Annotated in this window: 14 protein-coding genes; 8 read left to right on the plus strand and 6 right to left on the minus strand. The window is 65.0% G+C overall.

The features are described 5' to 3' along the window. The first annotated feature begins 132 nt into the window (after positions 1-132). The gene (locus tag NLM27_RS21225; protein ID WP_254145161.1) at positions 133-1,020 is read left to right on the plus strand and encodes a LysR family transcriptional regulator; all 888 of its coding nucleotides are present in this window, start codon (positions 133-135) and stop codon (positions 1,018-1,020) included. A 24-nt stretch (positions 1,021-1,044) separates the two neighbouring features. On the opposite strand, the gene NLM27_RS21230 is transcribed toward NLM27_RS21225, so the two are convergent. Beyond that, the gene (locus tag NLM27_RS21230; protein WP_254145162.1) at positions 1,045-1,761 is read right to left on the minus strand and encodes a peroxiredoxin-like family protein; all 717 of its coding nucleotides are present in this window, start codon (positions 1,759-1,761) and stop codon (positions 1,045-1,047) included. Positions 1,762-2,101: 340 nt separating this feature from the next. Here NLM27_RS21230 and NLM27_RS21235 point away from each other — a divergent pair, with 340 nt between their 5' ends. Further along, positions 2,102-2,584, plus strand: coding sequence for a cupin (locus tag NLM27_RS21235; RefSeq protein WP_254145163.1), 483 nt, complete (start codon positions 2,102-2,104; stop codon positions 2,582-2,584). A 147-nt stretch (positions 2,585-2,731) separates the two neighbouring features. Further along, the gene (locus NLM27_RS21240) at positions 2,732-3,934 is read left to right on the plus strand and encodes an MFS transporter (RefSeq protein ID WP_254145164.1); all 1,203 of its coding nucleotides are present in this window, start codon (positions 2,732-2,734) and stop codon (positions 3,932-3,934) included. Between the two features lie 78 nt (positions 3,935-4,012). On the opposite strand, the gene NLM27_RS21245 is transcribed toward NLM27_RS21240, so the two are convergent. Then, complete coding sequence (locus NLM27_RS21245) at positions 4,013-4,438, minus strand: HPP family protein (RefSeq protein WP_254145165.1); 426 nt, start codon at positions 4,436-4,438, stop codon at positions 4,013-4,015. Positions 4,439-4,752: 314 nt separating this feature from the next. Here NLM27_RS21245 and fixL point away from each other — a divergent pair, with 314 nt between their 5' ends. The 4 genes from fixL to NLM27_RS21265 all read left to right on the plus strand — a co-directional run bounded on the left by fixL (position 4,753) and on the right by NLM27_RS21265 (position 8,183). Then, complete coding sequence (gene fixL, locus NLM27_RS21250; RefSeq protein WP_254145166.1) at positions 4,753-6,270, plus strand: sensor protein FixL; 1,518 nt, start codon at positions 4,753-4,755, stop codon at positions 6,268-6,270. 3 nt (positions 6,271-6,273) lie between these two features. Beyond that, the gene (fixJ, locus tag NLM27_RS21255) at positions 6,274-6,891 is read left to right on the plus strand and encodes a response regulator FixJ (RefSeq protein WP_254145167.1); all 618 of its coding nucleotides are present in this window, start codon (positions 6,274-6,276) and stop codon (positions 6,889-6,891) included. Positions 6,892-6,964: 73 nt separating this feature from the next. Next, a complete protein-coding gene (locus tag NLM27_RS21260) occupies positions 6,965-7,381 on the plus strand; it encodes a response regulator (protein ID WP_254145168.1) in 417 nt (138 codons plus the stop codon). Positions 7,382-7,484: 103 nt separating this feature from the next. Further along, positions 7,485-8,183: a helix-turn-helix domain-containing protein gene (locus NLM27_RS21265; RefSeq protein WP_254145169.1), complete on the plus strand. Its 699-nt coding sequence runs from the start codon at positions 7,485-7,487 to the stop codon at positions 8,181-8,183. A gap of 43 nt (positions 8,184-8,226) precedes the next feature. Here NLM27_RS21265 and NLM27_RS21270 read toward each other — a convergent pair whose 3' ends face one another. The 4 genes from NLM27_RS21270 to NLM27_RS21285 are packed head-to-tail and all read right to left on the minus strand — an operon-like array spanning position 8,227 to position 14,137. Continuing rightward, positions 8,227-9,540 (minus strand): MFS transporter, encoded by a 1,314-nt coding sequence (locus NLM27_RS21270; protein ID WP_254145170.1) that lies wholly within the window; start codon positions 9,538-9,540, stop codon positions 8,227-8,229. 23 nt (positions 9,541-9,563) lie between these two features. Continuing rightward, complete coding sequence (locus tag NLM27_RS21275; protein ID WP_254145171.1) at positions 9,564-10,085, minus strand: PRC-barrel domain-containing protein; 522 nt, start codon at positions 10,083-10,085, stop codon at positions 9,564-9,566. Positions 10,086-10,108: 23 nt separating this feature from the next. Then, positions 10,109-12,313 (minus strand): amylo-alpha-1,6-glucosidase, encoded by a 2,205-nt coding sequence (locus tag NLM27_RS21280; RefSeq protein ID WP_254145173.1) that lies wholly within the window; start codon positions 12,311-12,313, stop codon positions 10,109-10,111. 57 nt (positions 12,314-12,370) lie between these two features. After that, positions 12,371-14,137 (minus strand): ABC transporter ATP-binding protein, encoded by a 1,767-nt coding sequence (locus tag NLM27_RS21285; RefSeq protein WP_254145174.1) that lies wholly within the window; start codon positions 14,135-14,137, stop codon positions 12,371-12,373. Between the two features lie 277 nt (positions 14,138-14,414). Here NLM27_RS21285 and NLM27_RS21290 point away from each other — a divergent pair, with 277 nt between their 5' ends. Beyond that, positions 14,415-15,485 (plus strand): glycosyltransferase family 4 protein, encoded by a 1,071-nt coding sequence (locus NLM27_RS21290; RefSeq protein WP_254145176.1) that lies wholly within the window; start codon positions 14,415-14,417, stop codon positions 15,483-15,485. The last annotated feature ends 146 nt before the right edge of the window (positions 15,486-15,631 follow it).

Genomic DNA, 15,631 nt, shown 5'->3' on the forward strand with positions numbered 1-15,631 from the left:
TTCTCGGCGATTGTCGGGCCTTTCGGAAATGCCGGCTGGCTTCCGAAACCATACGTGCGTGCTATTGCTGCTAGCATATCATTCCCCGCCCCGATCGGTTAGATTCCAGACGATCCTGCTGGGAGCCGATCCATGGAAATGCACCAGGTCCGCTATTTCCTAGCGGTGGCGCAGCTCTTGAACTTCACGCGCGCCGCCGAGGAGTGCAACGTCACGCAGCCGTCGCTGACGCGGGCGATCAAGCAGCTCGAGGCCGAGCTCGGTGGCGACCTGTTCCGCCGCGAGCGTCCGGCAGCGCAACTGACCGAGCTCGGCCAGCGCATGCATCCGCTCCTGAAGCAGTGCTATGATGCCGCCGTCGGCGCGCGCTCGCTCGCCTCATCGTTCAGAAGCGGCGAGATCGGCGCACTGCGGATCGCGCTGACGCATTCGATCGACCTTGCGCTGCTGATCTCGCATCTCAACCAGATCAAACGGCAGTTCAACCGGCTTGAATTCCGCTTCCTGCGCGGCTCGAACCGCGAGGTCGCCGAATTCTTGAAAAAGGGCGAGGCCGAGCTCGGGATCGCCGCGGAGATCGACGAGGCCTGGGAGCGGCTCGACGTCTGGCCGTTGTTCACCGAGAACTTCGAACTCGTCGTCGGCGATGGCCATCGGCTGGCCGGCCGCAGCTCGATCGAGCCGGACGATTTGCGATCGGAGCAGCTTCTGAACCGAACCTTCTGCGAGCATTCCAGCCGGATTGCTGCAAGCCTGAGCGAGCACGGCATCGACATCGAACGTGGCCACGAAGTCTCGAACGAGCGCGATCTGATCGAGCTAGTCGAAGCCGACATGGGCATCGCCATGGTACCGCACACCTCGCCCGTGCCGGAGCGGCTTACACGCGCTGCGGTGACGGGTCTGGATGCCCGTCGTACCGTCAGCCTTTATGGGGTGGCGGGACGGCAGCGCACCGCCGTGGGCAACGCCATGATGCGCATGCTGCGCGGCGCAGACTGGCGGGAGATTGCGGGGTAGGTTTCGCGGGAGACAACGACAGTCTCAGGACTCCGCGCCGGCATCTTCCAGCGCCTCGAGCAGATCGTCGATCTCCATGCGCTTGCGAAAATCGGGGTCGACGAAGCGGGCCTTCACGATGCCGTCGCGCCCGACTACGAACACGGCCGGGATCGGCAGCATCCAGCCGTCATTGCCGTGGAATTTCGCCATGTCCTGATAGGACAACAGATGCTGGATCTCGGTGCCGAGCCAGATCGCGAGATTGAGCGAGAGCGCATAGCCATTGTCGAGATCGGTCAGGATCGGAAACGGCGCACCGGCATCCACCTTGAGCTGCCGCGCATATTCCTGCGTCTCCGGCATGATAGCCACGACCTGTGCCCCCATCGCGTTGATGCGGCCGGCGGCTTCGACCACCGCACGGACATTGAGCCGGCAATACGGACACCAGTGACCGCGGAAGAACATCACTGCAACCGGGCCGCTCTCCAGCAGCGCGGTGAGCGCGACGAGACGTCCGCTCTCGTCGGGCAGCATGAACGGCGGCATCATATCTCCCGGACGCGGCGCCATCTCGCCACCATCGTTTCCGTTCAATCGCGCGACCAGGCGATCGACCGCCTCGCCATAAGCAGGGAAGACCTTGCGGCTGGCCTCTGCATAGGCGAGGAGCTGTTCGTTCAGCGTTCCATCCATGTCGCGGCAGCGCTGGAAGGCAAGCCTGAGCTGTTCGGCGTCGGCGGGCGAGAGAGACGTCATCTTCTGCTCCGGCGTTCGGGGACGAATACTAGTTTCCTGGTCCGGCCGCCCGCAAGGGGCGGCCGTCATGGCACATGATCAGTTTACGTAGCATTTGCCGGTCATGGGACGCTCCTCCGGATTGACGTAAACGCCCGCTAATCGGGCACGTTGCCATCGAACGGCGGAAGTCGCGCGAGCGGAAATGCCGATCCACGATCGGTTCGATAGCCGCCGCCTATCGGCATAGCGCTGAGCTATCGCACCGAGAGCGAACGGGCATTTCAGGACGAGCAGCGCCTCGAAGAAACTCCTGCCACAGCCGGCGACCGCTGCGGTTGCGGCAACACAGGAGACTTCCATGTTCAAGCATCGCACATTATCTCGCGCGGTCTGCCCGGGTCTTGCGATCCTCGGCGCCCTGACGCTTTCGGCCCAGCCGGTCATCGCCGGCGAGTGCCCCGCGGACAAGATCAAGCCGAACGCGCAGCAGATGGTAGACCATAAGCCGGTCGGCGTCACCGACGTCACGCTCGGCGCGATCGATCTCGGCAAGCAGCCCGCCCGTATCGAAGGCCGCGAGCTGCGCTTCCGCAAGTTGACGATCGCGCCCGGCGGCATCGTACCCTGGCACAGCCATGACGACCGCCCCGCCCTGATTCTCGTTCAGCAGGGCGAGATCGTCGAGTACGCCTCCAACTGCGTCGATCCGATCGTGCACAAGGCCGGTGACATCCGTCCCGAAGTATTCGGCACGTCGCATTGGTGGAAGAACCTCGGCAAGGAGACCGTCATTCTCTATGTCGGCGACGTCCGCAAGGACCCGAACGACCACCACATGTAACGCGCGCCTGTCGCGCATGCGCCCCGTCCTTGCGGGGCGCTAAGCGAACGATGGTGAGCAGTTGCCCGCCTGAAGCTCTCGCGATTCGGGGTCGGGCGCATGGTGCGCCGTCTCGGAACGACAATCAGGCTGCTTGGAGATCCCGCCATGGACGATCTGACCGCACCGATGAAGCCGTCCGCGATCGCGATGGACGAGCGCTCTCCGGGCGGCGCGTTGCGCTCGCTCGTGATTGGACTGACTGCGTTCCTGACCGTCGTCGACCTGTTCGCGACCCAGGCCATCCTGCCCTCTCTGACACGCCATTACGGCGTCACGCCGGCCGCGATGGGCTTCGCCGTCAATGCCAGCACTTTCGGCATGGCTGTCGCCAGCCTCGTCGTCGGCCTTCTGAGCCCGCATATCGAGCGCCGGACCGGCATCCTCTTCAGTCTCCTGCTTCTGGCAATCCCCACGAGCCTGTTGGCGACCGCACCCAATCTTGCAGTATTCACCACCCTGCGGGTCGCGCAGGGTCTGTGCATGGCCTCCGCTTTCGCGCTGACGCTGGCCTATCTGGGCGAGCAATGCGGCGCGATGGACGCCGGCGGCGCGTTTGCCGCCTACATCACCGGAAACGTCGCCAGCAATCTCATTGGCCGGCTGGTCTCGGCAGCCGTCGCCGATGGCCTTGGCCTCGCGTGGAATTTCTACGTTTTCGCTGCGCTCAATCTCGCCGGCGCAACGCTGGTCCATTTCACCATCAAGCACGTCCAGCCGATGCATGCGATGACGGCGACGGCATCTCCGCTCGCCGCGATGTTCGCACATTGGCGCGATCGGCGGTTGCGCGCTGCCTACGGCATCGGCTTCTGCATCCTGTTCGCCTTCATCGGCACCTTCACCTTCGTCAATTTCGTTCTGGTGCGGCCGCCGCTATCGCTTGGCATGATGGGTCTGGGCTTCGTCTATGTCGTTTTCCTGCCCTCGGTGATCACGACATTGCTGGCGGGCAGGGTCGCAATGCGCTTCGGACCACGGCCGACGATCTGGGGCTCACTCGCCGTCGCCGGGATAGGCCTGCCCTTGATGCTGGCGCTGCATCTGGGCGCGGTGCTCGCCGGGATGGTTCTGGTCGGCGTCGGCACGTTCTTCGCGCAAGCGGCCGCCACCGGCTTCGTGGGACAAGCCGTCACCGACAACCGCGGCATCGCCAGCGGCACCTATCTCGCCTGCTATTTCTGCGGCGGACTGGTTGGCACGGCCGTGCTCGGACGGCTGTTCGACGCCTTCGGCTGGCAGGCTTGCGTGGCCGGTGTGGGTTCAGCCCTCATCGCCGCAGCCCTGCTCACGATGGACCTGAAGCGCTAGCGCTTGGCCGGCGCTTCCTGCGGCGGCTCGTCGTCGGCAATCGCGCGCCAGGCGGCGCCTTCCGCAAGCTCCCACAAGTCAGTCCCTCGCCGCCGCCTTGAGCGCGGCGATGACGTCCTCGCGGGCGATGATTCCGACCAGCTTCTGGGCGCCGTCGAGCACGATGATGCTCCTGATGCGGTGCTCGACCATGATCTGGAGCACGCGCGTCAGCCGCGTGTCGGGGCTGACATAGATGAACTCGGTCGTCATGACGTCGCCGATCTTGCGGCTCATCAGGTCGTGATAGCGCGGCAGCATCTGGCTCGGCGTGAAGGCGAAGCACTTCAGGATGTCGAATTTGGTGACGATGCCGACCACCTGCCCGTCGTCCTCGACCGGATAGGAGTTGAAATCGTCGGTCTCGAACATCTCGCTGAGCTCGAGCAAGTCGTGGTCGCGCTGCACCGTCTTGACGTTGCGCGTCATGTAGCCGTCGACGGTCTGTTCAAGAAATCTGTACACGGCGCATCCTCCTCGAGCTTTTGGCCGGCCGTCGATGCGACAGCAACATCGGTCGATCAGCCCCTGGGCCTCGGCGCCGTCGGTGAAATAGCGCGGCGGCACGAATCCCGCCGCGGCGAGCCCGACGATGGCCGCCGCGAAATCTAACCCCGTCGACGCCGGGCAGGATGAGATAGATCAAATCGTCGGGCGCCGCGTCGTGGGAATGCTGCCGGTGCCATCAGACATCCGAACTTGCCTCCGGCCCGGCCTTGGGCGAAATTGCCGCCAAGTTCGCGGCGGCCTGCTTGCCGCACGAGAATGGGAGTCACCGCTTGTCGCCGACCCGTGTAACGCATCCGCCAGACGACGGTCGGGGTGAGCATTTCCGGGTGCGGATCGAAGGGTTCGGCGTCGGCACCTGGGACCTCGACCTCACGACGTGGGAATTGGACTGGTCGGATACCGCCAGGAGCCTGCTCGGTATCGAGCGGGACCAGCCGGCGAGCTATGAGCTGTTCCTGTCACGCCTCGAGACCAGGGACCGCGCACGCGTGGAGAGCGCGATCACGCGCGTCTCCGAGCGTGGCGGTGGCCTGGACGTATCCTTCAAGGTCGCTGGTGGCTCCGGCAGCGGGCAATGGATCCGCGCCCGGGCGGGACTCATCCGGGACGAAGCCGGCACGGCCCGTCATCTCAGCGGCATCTTTCTCGACATCGACGAAGAGAAGCAGGTCGAGGAGGCGCTGCGCACGCGCGAGAGTCACCTTCGCTCCATCCTCCAGACCATTCCCGATGCCATGATCGTCATCGACGGCCACGGCATCATGCAGCTCTTCAGCACGGCCGCCGAACGCCTGTTCGGCTGGTCCGAGCACGAGGCGATCGGCCAGAATGTCAGCATCCTGATGCCGGAGCCCGATCGCACCCGCCACGACAGCTACATCGCCCGTTATCGCAGCACCAACGATCCGCACATCATCGGCATCGGCCGCATCGTGACCGGCAAGCGCCGCGACGGCACGACCTTTCCGATGCACCTGTCGATCGGCGAGATGCAGTCCGGCGGCGAGCCCTATTTCACCGGCTTCGTCCGCGACCTCACCGAGCACCAGCGAACCCAGGCCCGGCTCCAGGAGCTGCAGTCCGAGCTCGTCCACGTCTCGCGGCTGACCGCAATGGGCGAGATGGCTTCCGCGCTCGCCCACGAGCTCAACCAGCCGCTGGCGGCGATCAGCAATTACATGAAGGGATCACGTCGCCTGCTTGCCGGCAGCAGCGATCCCAACACGCCGAAGATCGAGAGCGCGCTGGACCGCGCCTCGGAGCAGGCCTTGCGCGCCGGCCAGATCATCCGGCGCCTGCGCGACTTCGTCTCGCGCGGCGAGTCGGAGAAGCGGGTCGAGAGCCTGTCCAAGCTGATCGAGGAGGCCGGCGCGCTCGGTCTCGCCGGCGCGCGAGAGCAGAACGTGCAGCTCCGCTTCAGCCTCGACCCCGGTGCCGATCTCGTGCTCGCCGACCGGGTGCAGATCCAGCAGGTGCTGGTCAATCTGTTCCGCAACGCGCTGGAGGCGATGGCGCACTCGCCGCGGCGCGAGCTCGTGGTCGCCAACACCCGCCTCGCCGACGACATGATCGAGGTCGAAGTGTCCGACACCGGCTCCGGCTTCCAGGGCGACATCATTCCAAACCTGTTTCAGACCTTCTTCACCACCAAGGAAACCGGCATGGGCGTCGGATTGTCCATCAGCCGATCGATCATCGAGGCTCACGGCGGCCGCATGTGGGCCGAGAGCAATGCAACGGGCGGGGCGACGTTCCGCTTCACCTTGCCGTCAACCGACGAGAACTGATTCATGACGACCAAGGGACATGTCTACGTCATCGACGACGACGCCGCGATGCGGGACTCGCTGAATTTCCTGCTGGATTCCGCCGGCTTCGGCGTCACCCTGTTCGACAACGCGCAGAGCTTCATCGACACCCTGCCCGGCCTCGCCTTCGGCTGCGTCGTCTCCGACGTGCGCATGCCGGGCCTCGACGGTATCGAGCTTCTGAAGCGCGTGAAGGCGCAGAACAGCCCGTTTCCGATCCTGATCATGACCGGTCATGGCGACGTGCCGCTCGCGGTCGAGGCGATGAAGCTCGGAGCGGTCGACTTCCTGGAGAAGCCGTTCGAGGACGATCGTCTCATCACCATGATCGAAGCGGCGATCCGCCAGGCCGAACCGGTAGCCAAGAGTGAGGCCATTTCGCAGGAGATCGCCGCTCGCGTCGCCTCCTTGAGCCCGCGGGAACGCCAGGTCATGGAGGGACTGATTGCCGGCCTCTCCAACAAGCTGATCGCCCGCGAATACGACATCAGCCCGCGGACCATCGAAGTGTACCGGGCCAACGTGATGACCAAGATGCAGGCCAACAGCCTGTCGGAGCTGGTCCGCATGGCGATGCGTGCCGGCATGCTCCACGATTGAGCCAGCCGGCTTCGCGGCAGCCAACCTTGAGGCAGGTCAAGGCCCTTGGCGGGCCGCGTGCTAGTCAAGCAGCATGATCGAGGTCAGCTCACACCATGCGCCGCCGTCGTCCTCCGCAAGACCCACCGTCTATGTGGTCGACGACGATGCCGCCGTCCTGGGGTCGCTGCGGTTCCTGCTGGAGACCGATGGCTTCGCCGTGCGGACCTTCAGGAGCGGCACCGCTCTGCTCAATGCGAGCGAAGCAGCCGGTGCGGACTGCTACGTGATTGACTACAAGATGCCCGGCATCAACGGCATCGATCTGGCAGGTCGCCTGCGCCAGTCGGATCGCGACACGCCCGTGATCCTGATCACCGGCTATCCGGACGCGAACATCGCGACCCGGGCGGCCGCGGCAGGCATAAGAGACGTGATTTTGAAGCCGCTTCTCGACGAAAGCCTGGTCAAGCGGATCCGCGGCGCCATCCAGGACAGGCCTCTGACCTGACCTACGGGATTCTACGTAAGGCATCACCCTTAAGATATCGCTCGAAATTTTCGAAGCTCCCGATACCGCGTACCAGTGCGTCATCACAACGGAGATGGCGCAGATGCTGACCCAGAAGCTCGACACCCAGGCGATCAACACCCAGATCGGTGGCAAGATTGCCCCTGCCCATCCCGCCACCGATCAGTTCGGCGCGATCACGGGCCATGTCGGTCTCGTCGCCACGGAATTCTCCTACCGCAAGGACGAGGAAATCTACGGCGAGGACGAGCCGGCCGAATATGTCTACCAGGTCATGTCAGGCGCGGTGCGCAGCTACAAGCTTCTGTCCGACGGCCGCCGCCAGATCGGCGCCTTCCATCTTCCCGGCGACGTGTTCGGCCTGGAATCCGGCGCCAGCCACCGCCTTGCCGCCGAAGCCATCATCGACACCACCGTGCGTCTGGTGAAGCGCGCCAGCCTCGAGAAGGCCGCCGGCATCGACGTGCAGGTTGCCCGCAAGCTCTGGGCCATGACGGCTTCCGAGCTGCGCCATGCGGAAGACCACATGCTGCTGCTGGGCCGCAAGACCGCGATGGAGCGTGTTGCGACGTTCCTGCTCGAAATGGACCGTCGCCTCGCCGTTGCCGGCATGATGGCGCTGCCGATGTGCCGCCGCGACATCGGCGACTATCTCGGCCTCACGCTCGAGACCGTGTCGCGCGCGCTGTCGCAGCTGCACACCCAGGGCATCCTGGGCTTCTCCGGCGCCCGCCAGATCGTGCTGCGCAACCGCCAGCGCCTGCACAATCTCGACGCCTGATTTCGACCTCCTCCCCCATCCAATCATGGCCGGCTGACTGCGTTCAGCCGGCCATTTCCTTTGCAGCGGTCATGCCCGTCCGCCGCGTCTCCGGCATCACGAAGAGGATCAGCAACAGCCCGGTCGCGGCGACGCCGGACAGTCCGATGAAGGCGGTGGCATTGCCGAACTTGTCGCTGACAAAGCCGCCGAGTGCGGTGCTCAAGGACGCGCCGATGCCGGTCGCCGTGCCGACGATGCCCTGCGCCAGGTTGAAATGCCCGCTTCCGAAGGCGACGTCAGCAACGATCAGCGGGATCATCACGGCAAATACTGCAGCGGTGATACCGTCGAACACCTGCACCAGCACCAGCAGATAGGGATCGCGCACGGTTGCGAACAGCAGGCCGCGGATCGTCAGTGCGGCGAATCCGATCAGGAGCAGCGGCCGCCGGCCCCACAATTGCGCCTTGCGCCCCACGGTCGGCGACAGCAGCGCCACGATCGCCTGCGGCACGACGATGCAGAAGGCCACGAGCACGGTCGCCCACTGGCTGGATCGCGCCGTCACGGCGCTTGCCATCAGCGGCATCATCGCGGCGTTCGCGAGCTGCAACAAGAGCACGCTGAGCGCGAAGACGATCAGCGGACGCTGCCGGATCAGGTGCCAGATGTTGGTGTCGCCGCGGTCCGCGTCTTCAGGCGGCATCTCACCGTGACAGCGTCTAATGTCGACCTCGTGCTCGCGGATGCGCGAGAGCGCGATCAGGGTCGGGATCGCGAGCAGGAAGGTGACCAGGAACACCGAGCGGCTCGACAGCAGGTAACCGGCGGTACCCATCACCGCCGCCGCGACGCCGTTGCCGAGCGAGGCAAAGCGCGCATTGCGGCCGAGCCGCTCGCCGATCGCGAGCGGGCCGACCAGGCCGAGGCTGATCGCTGCGATCGCCGGACCCAGCACGCAGCTCGCCATCGCATGCAGGGTGGCGGCGGTCACCACGACGGGGAAGATCGGCATCGCGGCGTAGGCAAGCGCGCAGCAGCCGATGGTCGCAATCGCAAGGGCAGCGACCAGCCGTTCCGATTTCGCGGCATCGATGATCGCGCCGCCCGGCATCTGCCCGATCAGGGCGACGATGCCGCCGATCGACAGCACGAGGCCGATCTCGACCTGGGTCCATTTCTGCGTCGTCAGGTAGACCGCGATGAACGGACCGAATCCGGTCTGCACGTCGGCGAGGAAGAAGATGAACCAGTCGAGGCCGCGCAGGCTCTGGCGCGACGGCGCCGGAAGGCCTGCGGCCGGCGGCGCGACGACCTTGTCCTGTTCGACGGCGCCGTCGCGATCTGCATGTTTCGGCTTCCTCGACAACAGCACAGGCGGTCAGCCCTCCCAGCACCTCACTGAATCACTCGCAGCGGTTGAAGGCTGCCGGACGCGCCGAGCACGACGATCGGCGTGTCTTCCTTGTATTCCGGCGCGGCCGCGACCTGCGCCTTGGTCAATTCCAGCGTGATGCTGTCCTTCTTGTTGGCGATCTTGCCGAAGCGCAGCGCGTTCCAGTCGACCACGATCTTGCGGCTGCCGACGCCGAGGAAACCGCCGAAATCGATCGCCGCAGCGCGGACATGGCCGGTGCGATCGACGATGACGTCGACGATACGACCCATGTCCTCGCCGGCGGCGCTGCGCACGTCGCGGCCGAGGACACCATGCGCCTCGCTCGCGCCAATGATGGTCACCGACGGCGGCGGCGCGGCATCCTTCGGGGTGACCGGAACCGTCGAGGCCGGCGGCTGTGCCGCCGGCGGCGCATTCGCTTCGCTCTGGCCTGCGGGCTGATCCTCCGCGGCGCGCGCCGTCGCGACCGCCAGGCCCGCGACGATGGCCATGCCCAGGATCAGCGCTCCGATCGCACGCATAACACCCTCCTCACGGCGCGCCGCTAGCGCGCCAGCACGATCGAGACCTGGATCTGGCCACGCGTGCGCAACACCTCCAGCGCCACGTCGTCGCCGTGGCGGCTGACGCGCAGATCCACGCTGGACTGGCCCAGCCGCAGATCGCGCAAGATCACCTCGTTCAGAAACGCCGGCAGATGCGGATTGCGCAGGCGAATCTCACCGCGCGCCACGTCGAACTCGATGCCGAGAGCCGCCTCCAGCAGCGTGAACGGTGTCGCGCTGGCCCAGGCCTGCGGCGCGCAGGCGACCGGATAGAGCGTCGGGCCGCGCCGCTTCTCGCGCCGGAAACCGCAGAACAATTCGGGCAGCCGGCGCAGATCCATATAGGTCGCCGCGTCGAACAGCCCCTTGAAGACGTGCGCCACCGAGTGCTTGAGGCCGTAGCGCGCGAGCCCGAGCGCGATCAGCGCATTGTCGTGCGGCCAGATCGACCCGTCATGATAGGACATCGGGTTGTAGCGCACCTCGCCTTGCGCGACGGTGCGGATGCCCCAGCCCGAGAAGAAATGCGGCCGCATCAGCTCGGCGGCGACGAGACGAGCACGGTCCTCGCGGATCATGCCACTGAACAGCACCTGCCCGGCATTCGAGGTCCGCACCTTGCAAGGCCGCTTCTTGCCGTCGAGGGCGAGCGCATAGGTGCCGAGCTCCTCGCACCAGAACGCCTTCTCGAAGCGCTCCGCCAGCGCCTTGGCTTCGGCCTCGAGCTTGCGCACGCGATCCGGCTTGCCGAGCCGCAGCGCGCAACGCGCGGCGAGCTGCTTGGCGGCGTAGACGTAGCCCTGAACCTCGGCGAGCGCGATGTTGCCTTCCGCGAGCTGGCCGTCGGCATGGAAGATCGCGTCGTAGGAATCCTTCCAGCCCTGGTTGGCGAGCCCCTTCTCCGTCGCGCGCTGGTATTCGACGAAGCCGTCCTGGTCGGGATCACCGGGACCGTCGATCCAGGCCAGCCCCGCCTCGATCGCCGGCCACAGCTCGATCAGTGTGGCCTCATCGCCGGTGCGCTCGAAGTAGCTTCCCGCGAGCAGGACGAACAGCGCGGTCGAATCGACGCTGCCGTAATATTGCGCAAACGGGACCTCGCCCAGCGCCGCCATCTCGCCGCCGCGCATCTCGTGCAGGATCTTTCCCGGCGCGGCGTCGGCGAGCGGATCGATCGCCTTCGCCTGGAAATGCGCGAGCCGCCTGAGCACGCCCTTGGCGACGCGCGGATCGACCCAGAGCATCTGGAGCGCGGTGATCAGCCCGTCGCGGCCGAACGTCGTCGAATACCAGGGAATGCCGGCATAGGGATAACGCCCCTGCGGTGTCTCCGTCATCAGCATGTTGAGGTCGGCCATGGCCTGGCACAGCACCTCGTTGAAAATGTTGTTGGAGGTCTCGATGCTGGCCGCGCCCATCGTGGATTGGCGCATCTCGCGACGATGGGCCAGCAGGCTGGGGAAGAATCGCGCCGGCTTCAGCGCCACCGGCCGGTTGCAGGAGACGGCGACGAACAGCGATTTGGCCTCGTGCGGGTCGAGCTCGATCTGCCAGGTCGCGGCATTGACCGACAGCCGCGTCGGACGCGGGTCGAAATGCAGGCCCGTGGTGCGCTCGGTGTCGTCGAGGCCGCGATACTCGAACAACACGTCGGTCGGACCTACGAGCCGGCTCGTGCCGGCCCCTCGGCGCGGACGCCGCTCGCCGCGGACCTCGAACAGATCGGCGAAGTCATTGTCGAACAGCAGCGTCAGCTCGAAGCTGGCGCGCGCGTCGCCGTGGTTCTGCACGCCGATGCGCTGATAGGCGCTGCCGCGCCACAGGAAGATCGTGCGCACGATGTGCAGCAGATCCTTCTGGAACACGAGGCGACCCTGACGGTAGATGTCCGGATTGGTGAGATCGACCGTCAACGCCGAATTGTCGTCGCGCAGGTTCGAGCCGAGCAGCAACGGCTGGAGATCCTCGAGCACGAGCTCCAGCCGCGCGAGATAACGCGTGTCGTAGTGAAACAGGCCGTCCGGCCCACCCGCCGACGCGCCGATGTCGCCATGGCTGTCGAGCACGATGAAGGTGTCGTCGTGCTTGAGAGACCGCCGCGGCCGGGCGGCGGGTCCCGTCATCGGAATGTAGAACGTCTGCTCCGCGACGGCCTCCACCGTCTGCGATACGGAAATGATCTGGGTTACGGTTTCGGCTGCCATAAGTGCTCCCCTGCGCCTTGATTCGAAACGCAACCAACGCGAACACGACTGCCGGATCTACGCGGCGACCTTCGCGAGCCGGCTCATCTCCTGCGTCACCAGCTCACGGTAGGGACCGTGCCCCTGCATCAGCCGGTCGGGCGCGCCGTCCTCGATGATCTTGCCGGCCTTGAGCACGACCACGCGGTCGAAATTGCGCAGCGTCGCGAGGCGGTGCGCGATCGCAATCACGGTGCGGCCCCGCATCAGCCGCGACAGCGCCTCGCGGATCGCCTCCTCGGATTCGCTGTCAAGCGCCGCGGTCGCTTCGTCCAGCAGCAGGATCGGCGCGTCCTTGAGGAAGGCGCGCGCGATCGCGATGCGCTGGCGCTGGCCGCCGGACATCTTCACACCGCGGTCGCCGACCATGGTGTCGAGGCCGTCGGGCAGGCTCTCGACGAAATCGCAGCGCGCCGCGATTGCCGCGCGCAGCACCTCGTCGTCGGTCGCGTTCGGGCGACCGTAGCGGATGTTCTCGCGGATCGACCGATGGAACAAGGAGATATCCTGCGGCACGACGGAGATCGCCTCTCGCAGGCTCTGCTGCGTGACCTTCGAGATGTCCTGTCCGTCGACGGTGATGCTGCCCTCGTCGGTATCGTAGAACCGCTGGAGCAGCGTGAACAGCGTCGACTTGCCGCCGCCGGATTGGCCGACCAGACCGACGCGCTGGCCGGGCTGCAGGCGCAGGCTGAACCGCTCAAAGATCTTTTCGGCGCCGGGATAGCCGAACGTGACGTTGTTGTACGCGATGGCGGCGCCGCTCTTGACGAGAGGCTCGGCCTCGGGGTGATCGCGCAACTCGTGCGGCACCAGCAGCGTGGCGATCGCCTCGGTCAGCCGCGCGACATGCTGGGTGACGTCAACCAAGGCCACGGCGAGATCGCGCGTCGCACTCAGGATGGAGATGCCGAGCGTACAGACCAGCACGACGTCGCCGGTGGTCGCCTCGCCCTTCTGCCAGAGCGTGACCGCCCAGGCCATCAGCGCGATCGTCAGAAGTACGGTTACGGCAGCATGTAACAGCCGCAGCTTTTCCAGATAGCGCAGGCTTCGGCTCCGCGCGGTGAGTTCCCGGTTCACCGTCGCATCGAACCGCTCGTGCTCGTGGCCGATGCCGCAGAAAGCGCGGACCAGCGGCATATTGCTGATGACATCGATCATTTCGCCGTCGACCACCGCGGCCTTGTCGGCGAAATCGTCATGCAGCGACTTGCCGGCGGCGGCCAAATGGAACATTGCGATCACCATGCCACCGGCGATCACGATCAGGCCGAGCGCCATATAAGGACTCACGGTTCCAATCAGCGCGATTGCCGCAACTGTGGCAATGCAGGGCGGCAACACATTCCAGACAAACATGTTCTCGACCGTGAACACGGCATTCGAGGTCGCCGTGATGCGGCTCGACAACATGCCTGGCATGCGATCGGAGAAAAAACTCGGCGCATGTCCGGTCAGATGACGAAATATGTCACGGCGTAAATCACCCGTGACCCGGACAAAGGTGAAGCTCGCTGTCCAACTCGCGATCCGCCACAAGAAATTGTCGGCAGCAATCAGCGACATGAGTAAAATGAATGCCAGCCATACGCTGCCGCCACCATGCGATGGTCCGGCCGACAGGCTGTCGACCAGGGATTTGACGCCGTACTGCGTGCCCACGGAGCAGGCAACGGCTGCCACGACAGCGGTCAGGATCACCAAATGCGACGCGAGACGACGCCGAAGATAGCGCAAGACAAAGGCAAATGGCCTGCGCGCGTATCCAGAAAGCTGATCCATGTGATTATCGACCCCGTCGTCCTGTTTGGCATTTTCTTACTGATCGACTGAACATCGACCGCGTCGCCTCGGTTCCCGGCAATGTCATCACGACATGCGGATGCGGACGATCTGCGATGATGTGATGGCAGCATCGCGACGAGCCCCGAACGTGTCGAATAAGTAACGTTTGGGGGAAGGAACTTCGCAAGTGCGGGAACGTTCCCTTGGCTGGCATTGCCGGTGCCGTACAGGCGGGGGCTTTCTACGTTCATGATCGCACAAAGGAGATGGTGAGATGCGCATCGCGCAGGTTGCTCCGTTGACGGAGGCTGTTCCACCCAAGCTGTATGGCGGCACCGAGCGGGTGGTGCATTGGTTGACGGAAGAGCTGGTGGCCCTGGGACACGACGTAACCCTGTTCGCCAGCGGCGATTCGCACACCTCGGCAAAGCTGGATGCACTGTGGCCGAGGGCCCTTCGGCTCGACGGTTCTGTGCGCGATCCCAATGCACTGCACATGGTGCTGCTGGAGCGGGTGCGGCAAAAATGTGACGACGAGGAGTTCGATTTCCTCCACTTCCATCTCGATTACTATCCGTGGTCGCTATTCCACCGCCAGCCGACACCGTTCGTGACCACGCTGCATGGCCGGCTCGACCTGCCGGAGCACCAGCCGGTCTTCAATACCTTCTCGAAAATGCCCGTCATTTCGATCTCCAATGCGCAGCGACGGCCGGTGCCGCAGGCGAACTGGGTGACGACGATCCATCACGGTCTTCCGGAGAACTTGCTGACGCCGAAGCCGGCGAAACAGGAATATCTCGCCGTGCTCGGCCGCATCGCGCCCGAGAAGGGCGTCGACCGCGCCATCAAGATCGCGACCCATTGCGGTATTCCGCTCAAGATCGCGGCCAAGGTCGATCGCGCCGACCAGGATTACTATGACGAGCTGATCCGACCGATGATCGAGAACAATCCGCTGATCGACTTCATCGGCGAGATCGGCGATCACGAGAAGTCGGACTTTCTGAGCGGCGCCCTCGGACTTCTCTTGCCGATCGACTGGCCGGAGCCGTTTGGCCTCGTGATGATCGAAGCCATGGCCTGTGGAACGCCTGTTGTCGCCTTCAACCGCGGCTCGGTGCCCGAGATCATCGACGAAGGCCTCACCGGGTTTGTGGTCGAGGACATCATCAGTGCCGCCGGGGTGGTGAACCGTCTTCCGCAATTGGACCGGGCCGCGATCCGCAAGCAGTTCGAGACACGCTTCACGGCGCGGCGCATGGCACTGGACTATCTCGCTGCATATCGCAGCCTGACCGAGGCGCAGGCGCCGCGGATCAAGCTGGTGAGCAGCGCGGAGTAAGGGGCACGCTGTCGCCCCAAGGTACACTGCGGCTTCTCGGTTCGAGCACACCGCGGTCTCTGGAATACTGGATCGCCCGGTCATCAAGCCGGGCGATGACAGCGAGTATCGCTCTATCAACACGTCATTGCGAGCGCAGCGAAGCA

The sequence above is a fragment of the Bradyrhizobium sp. CCGB12 genome, from assembly GCF_024199845.1.
Classification (GTDB): Bacteria; Pseudomonadota; Alphaproteobacteria; order Rhizobiales; family Xanthobacteraceae; genus Bradyrhizobium.

Coding starts and splice junctions, on each gene's coding strand:
- NLM27_RS21225 (WP_254145161.1), top strand. CDS start 133: ATGGAAATGCACCAGGTCCGCTATTTCCTAGCGGTGGCGCAGCTCTTG.
- NLM27_RS21230 (WP_254145162.1), bottom strand. CDS start 1,761: ATGACGTCTCTCTCGCCCGCCGACGCCGAACAGCTCAGGCTTGCCTTC.
- NLM27_RS21235 (WP_254145163.1), top strand. CDS start 2,102: ATGTTCAAGCATCGCACATTATCTCGCGCGGTCTGCCCGGGTCTTGCG.
- NLM27_RS21240 (WP_254145164.1), top strand. CDS start 2,732: ATGGACGATCTGACCGCACCGATGAAGCCGTCCGCGATCGCGATGGAC.
- fixJ (WP_254145167.1), top strand. CDS start 6,274: ATGACGACCAAGGGACATGTCTACGTCATCGACGACGACGCCGCGATG.
- NLM27_RS21260 (WP_254145168.1), top strand. CDS start 6,965: ATGATCGAGGTCAGCTCACACCATGCGCCGCCGTCGTCCTCCGCAAGA.
- NLM27_RS21265 (WP_254145169.1), top strand. CDS start 7,485: ATGCTGACCCAGAAGCTCGACACCCAGGCGATCAACACCCAGATCGGT.
- NLM27_RS21275 (WP_254145171.1), bottom strand. CDS start 10,085: ATGCGTGCGATCGGAGCGCTGATCCTGGGCATGGCCATCGTCGCGGGC.
- NLM27_RS21280 (WP_254145173.1), bottom strand. CDS start 12,313: ATGGCAGCCGAAACCGTAACCCAGATCATTTCCGTATCGCAGACGGTG.
- NLM27_RS21285 (WP_254145174.1), bottom strand. CDS start 14,137: ATGGATCAGCTTTCTGGATACGCGCGCAGGCCATTTGCCTTTGTCTTG.
- NLM27_RS21290 (WP_254145176.1), top strand. CDS start 14,415: ATGCGCATCGCGCAGGTTGCTCCGTTGACGGAGGCTGTTCCACCCAAG.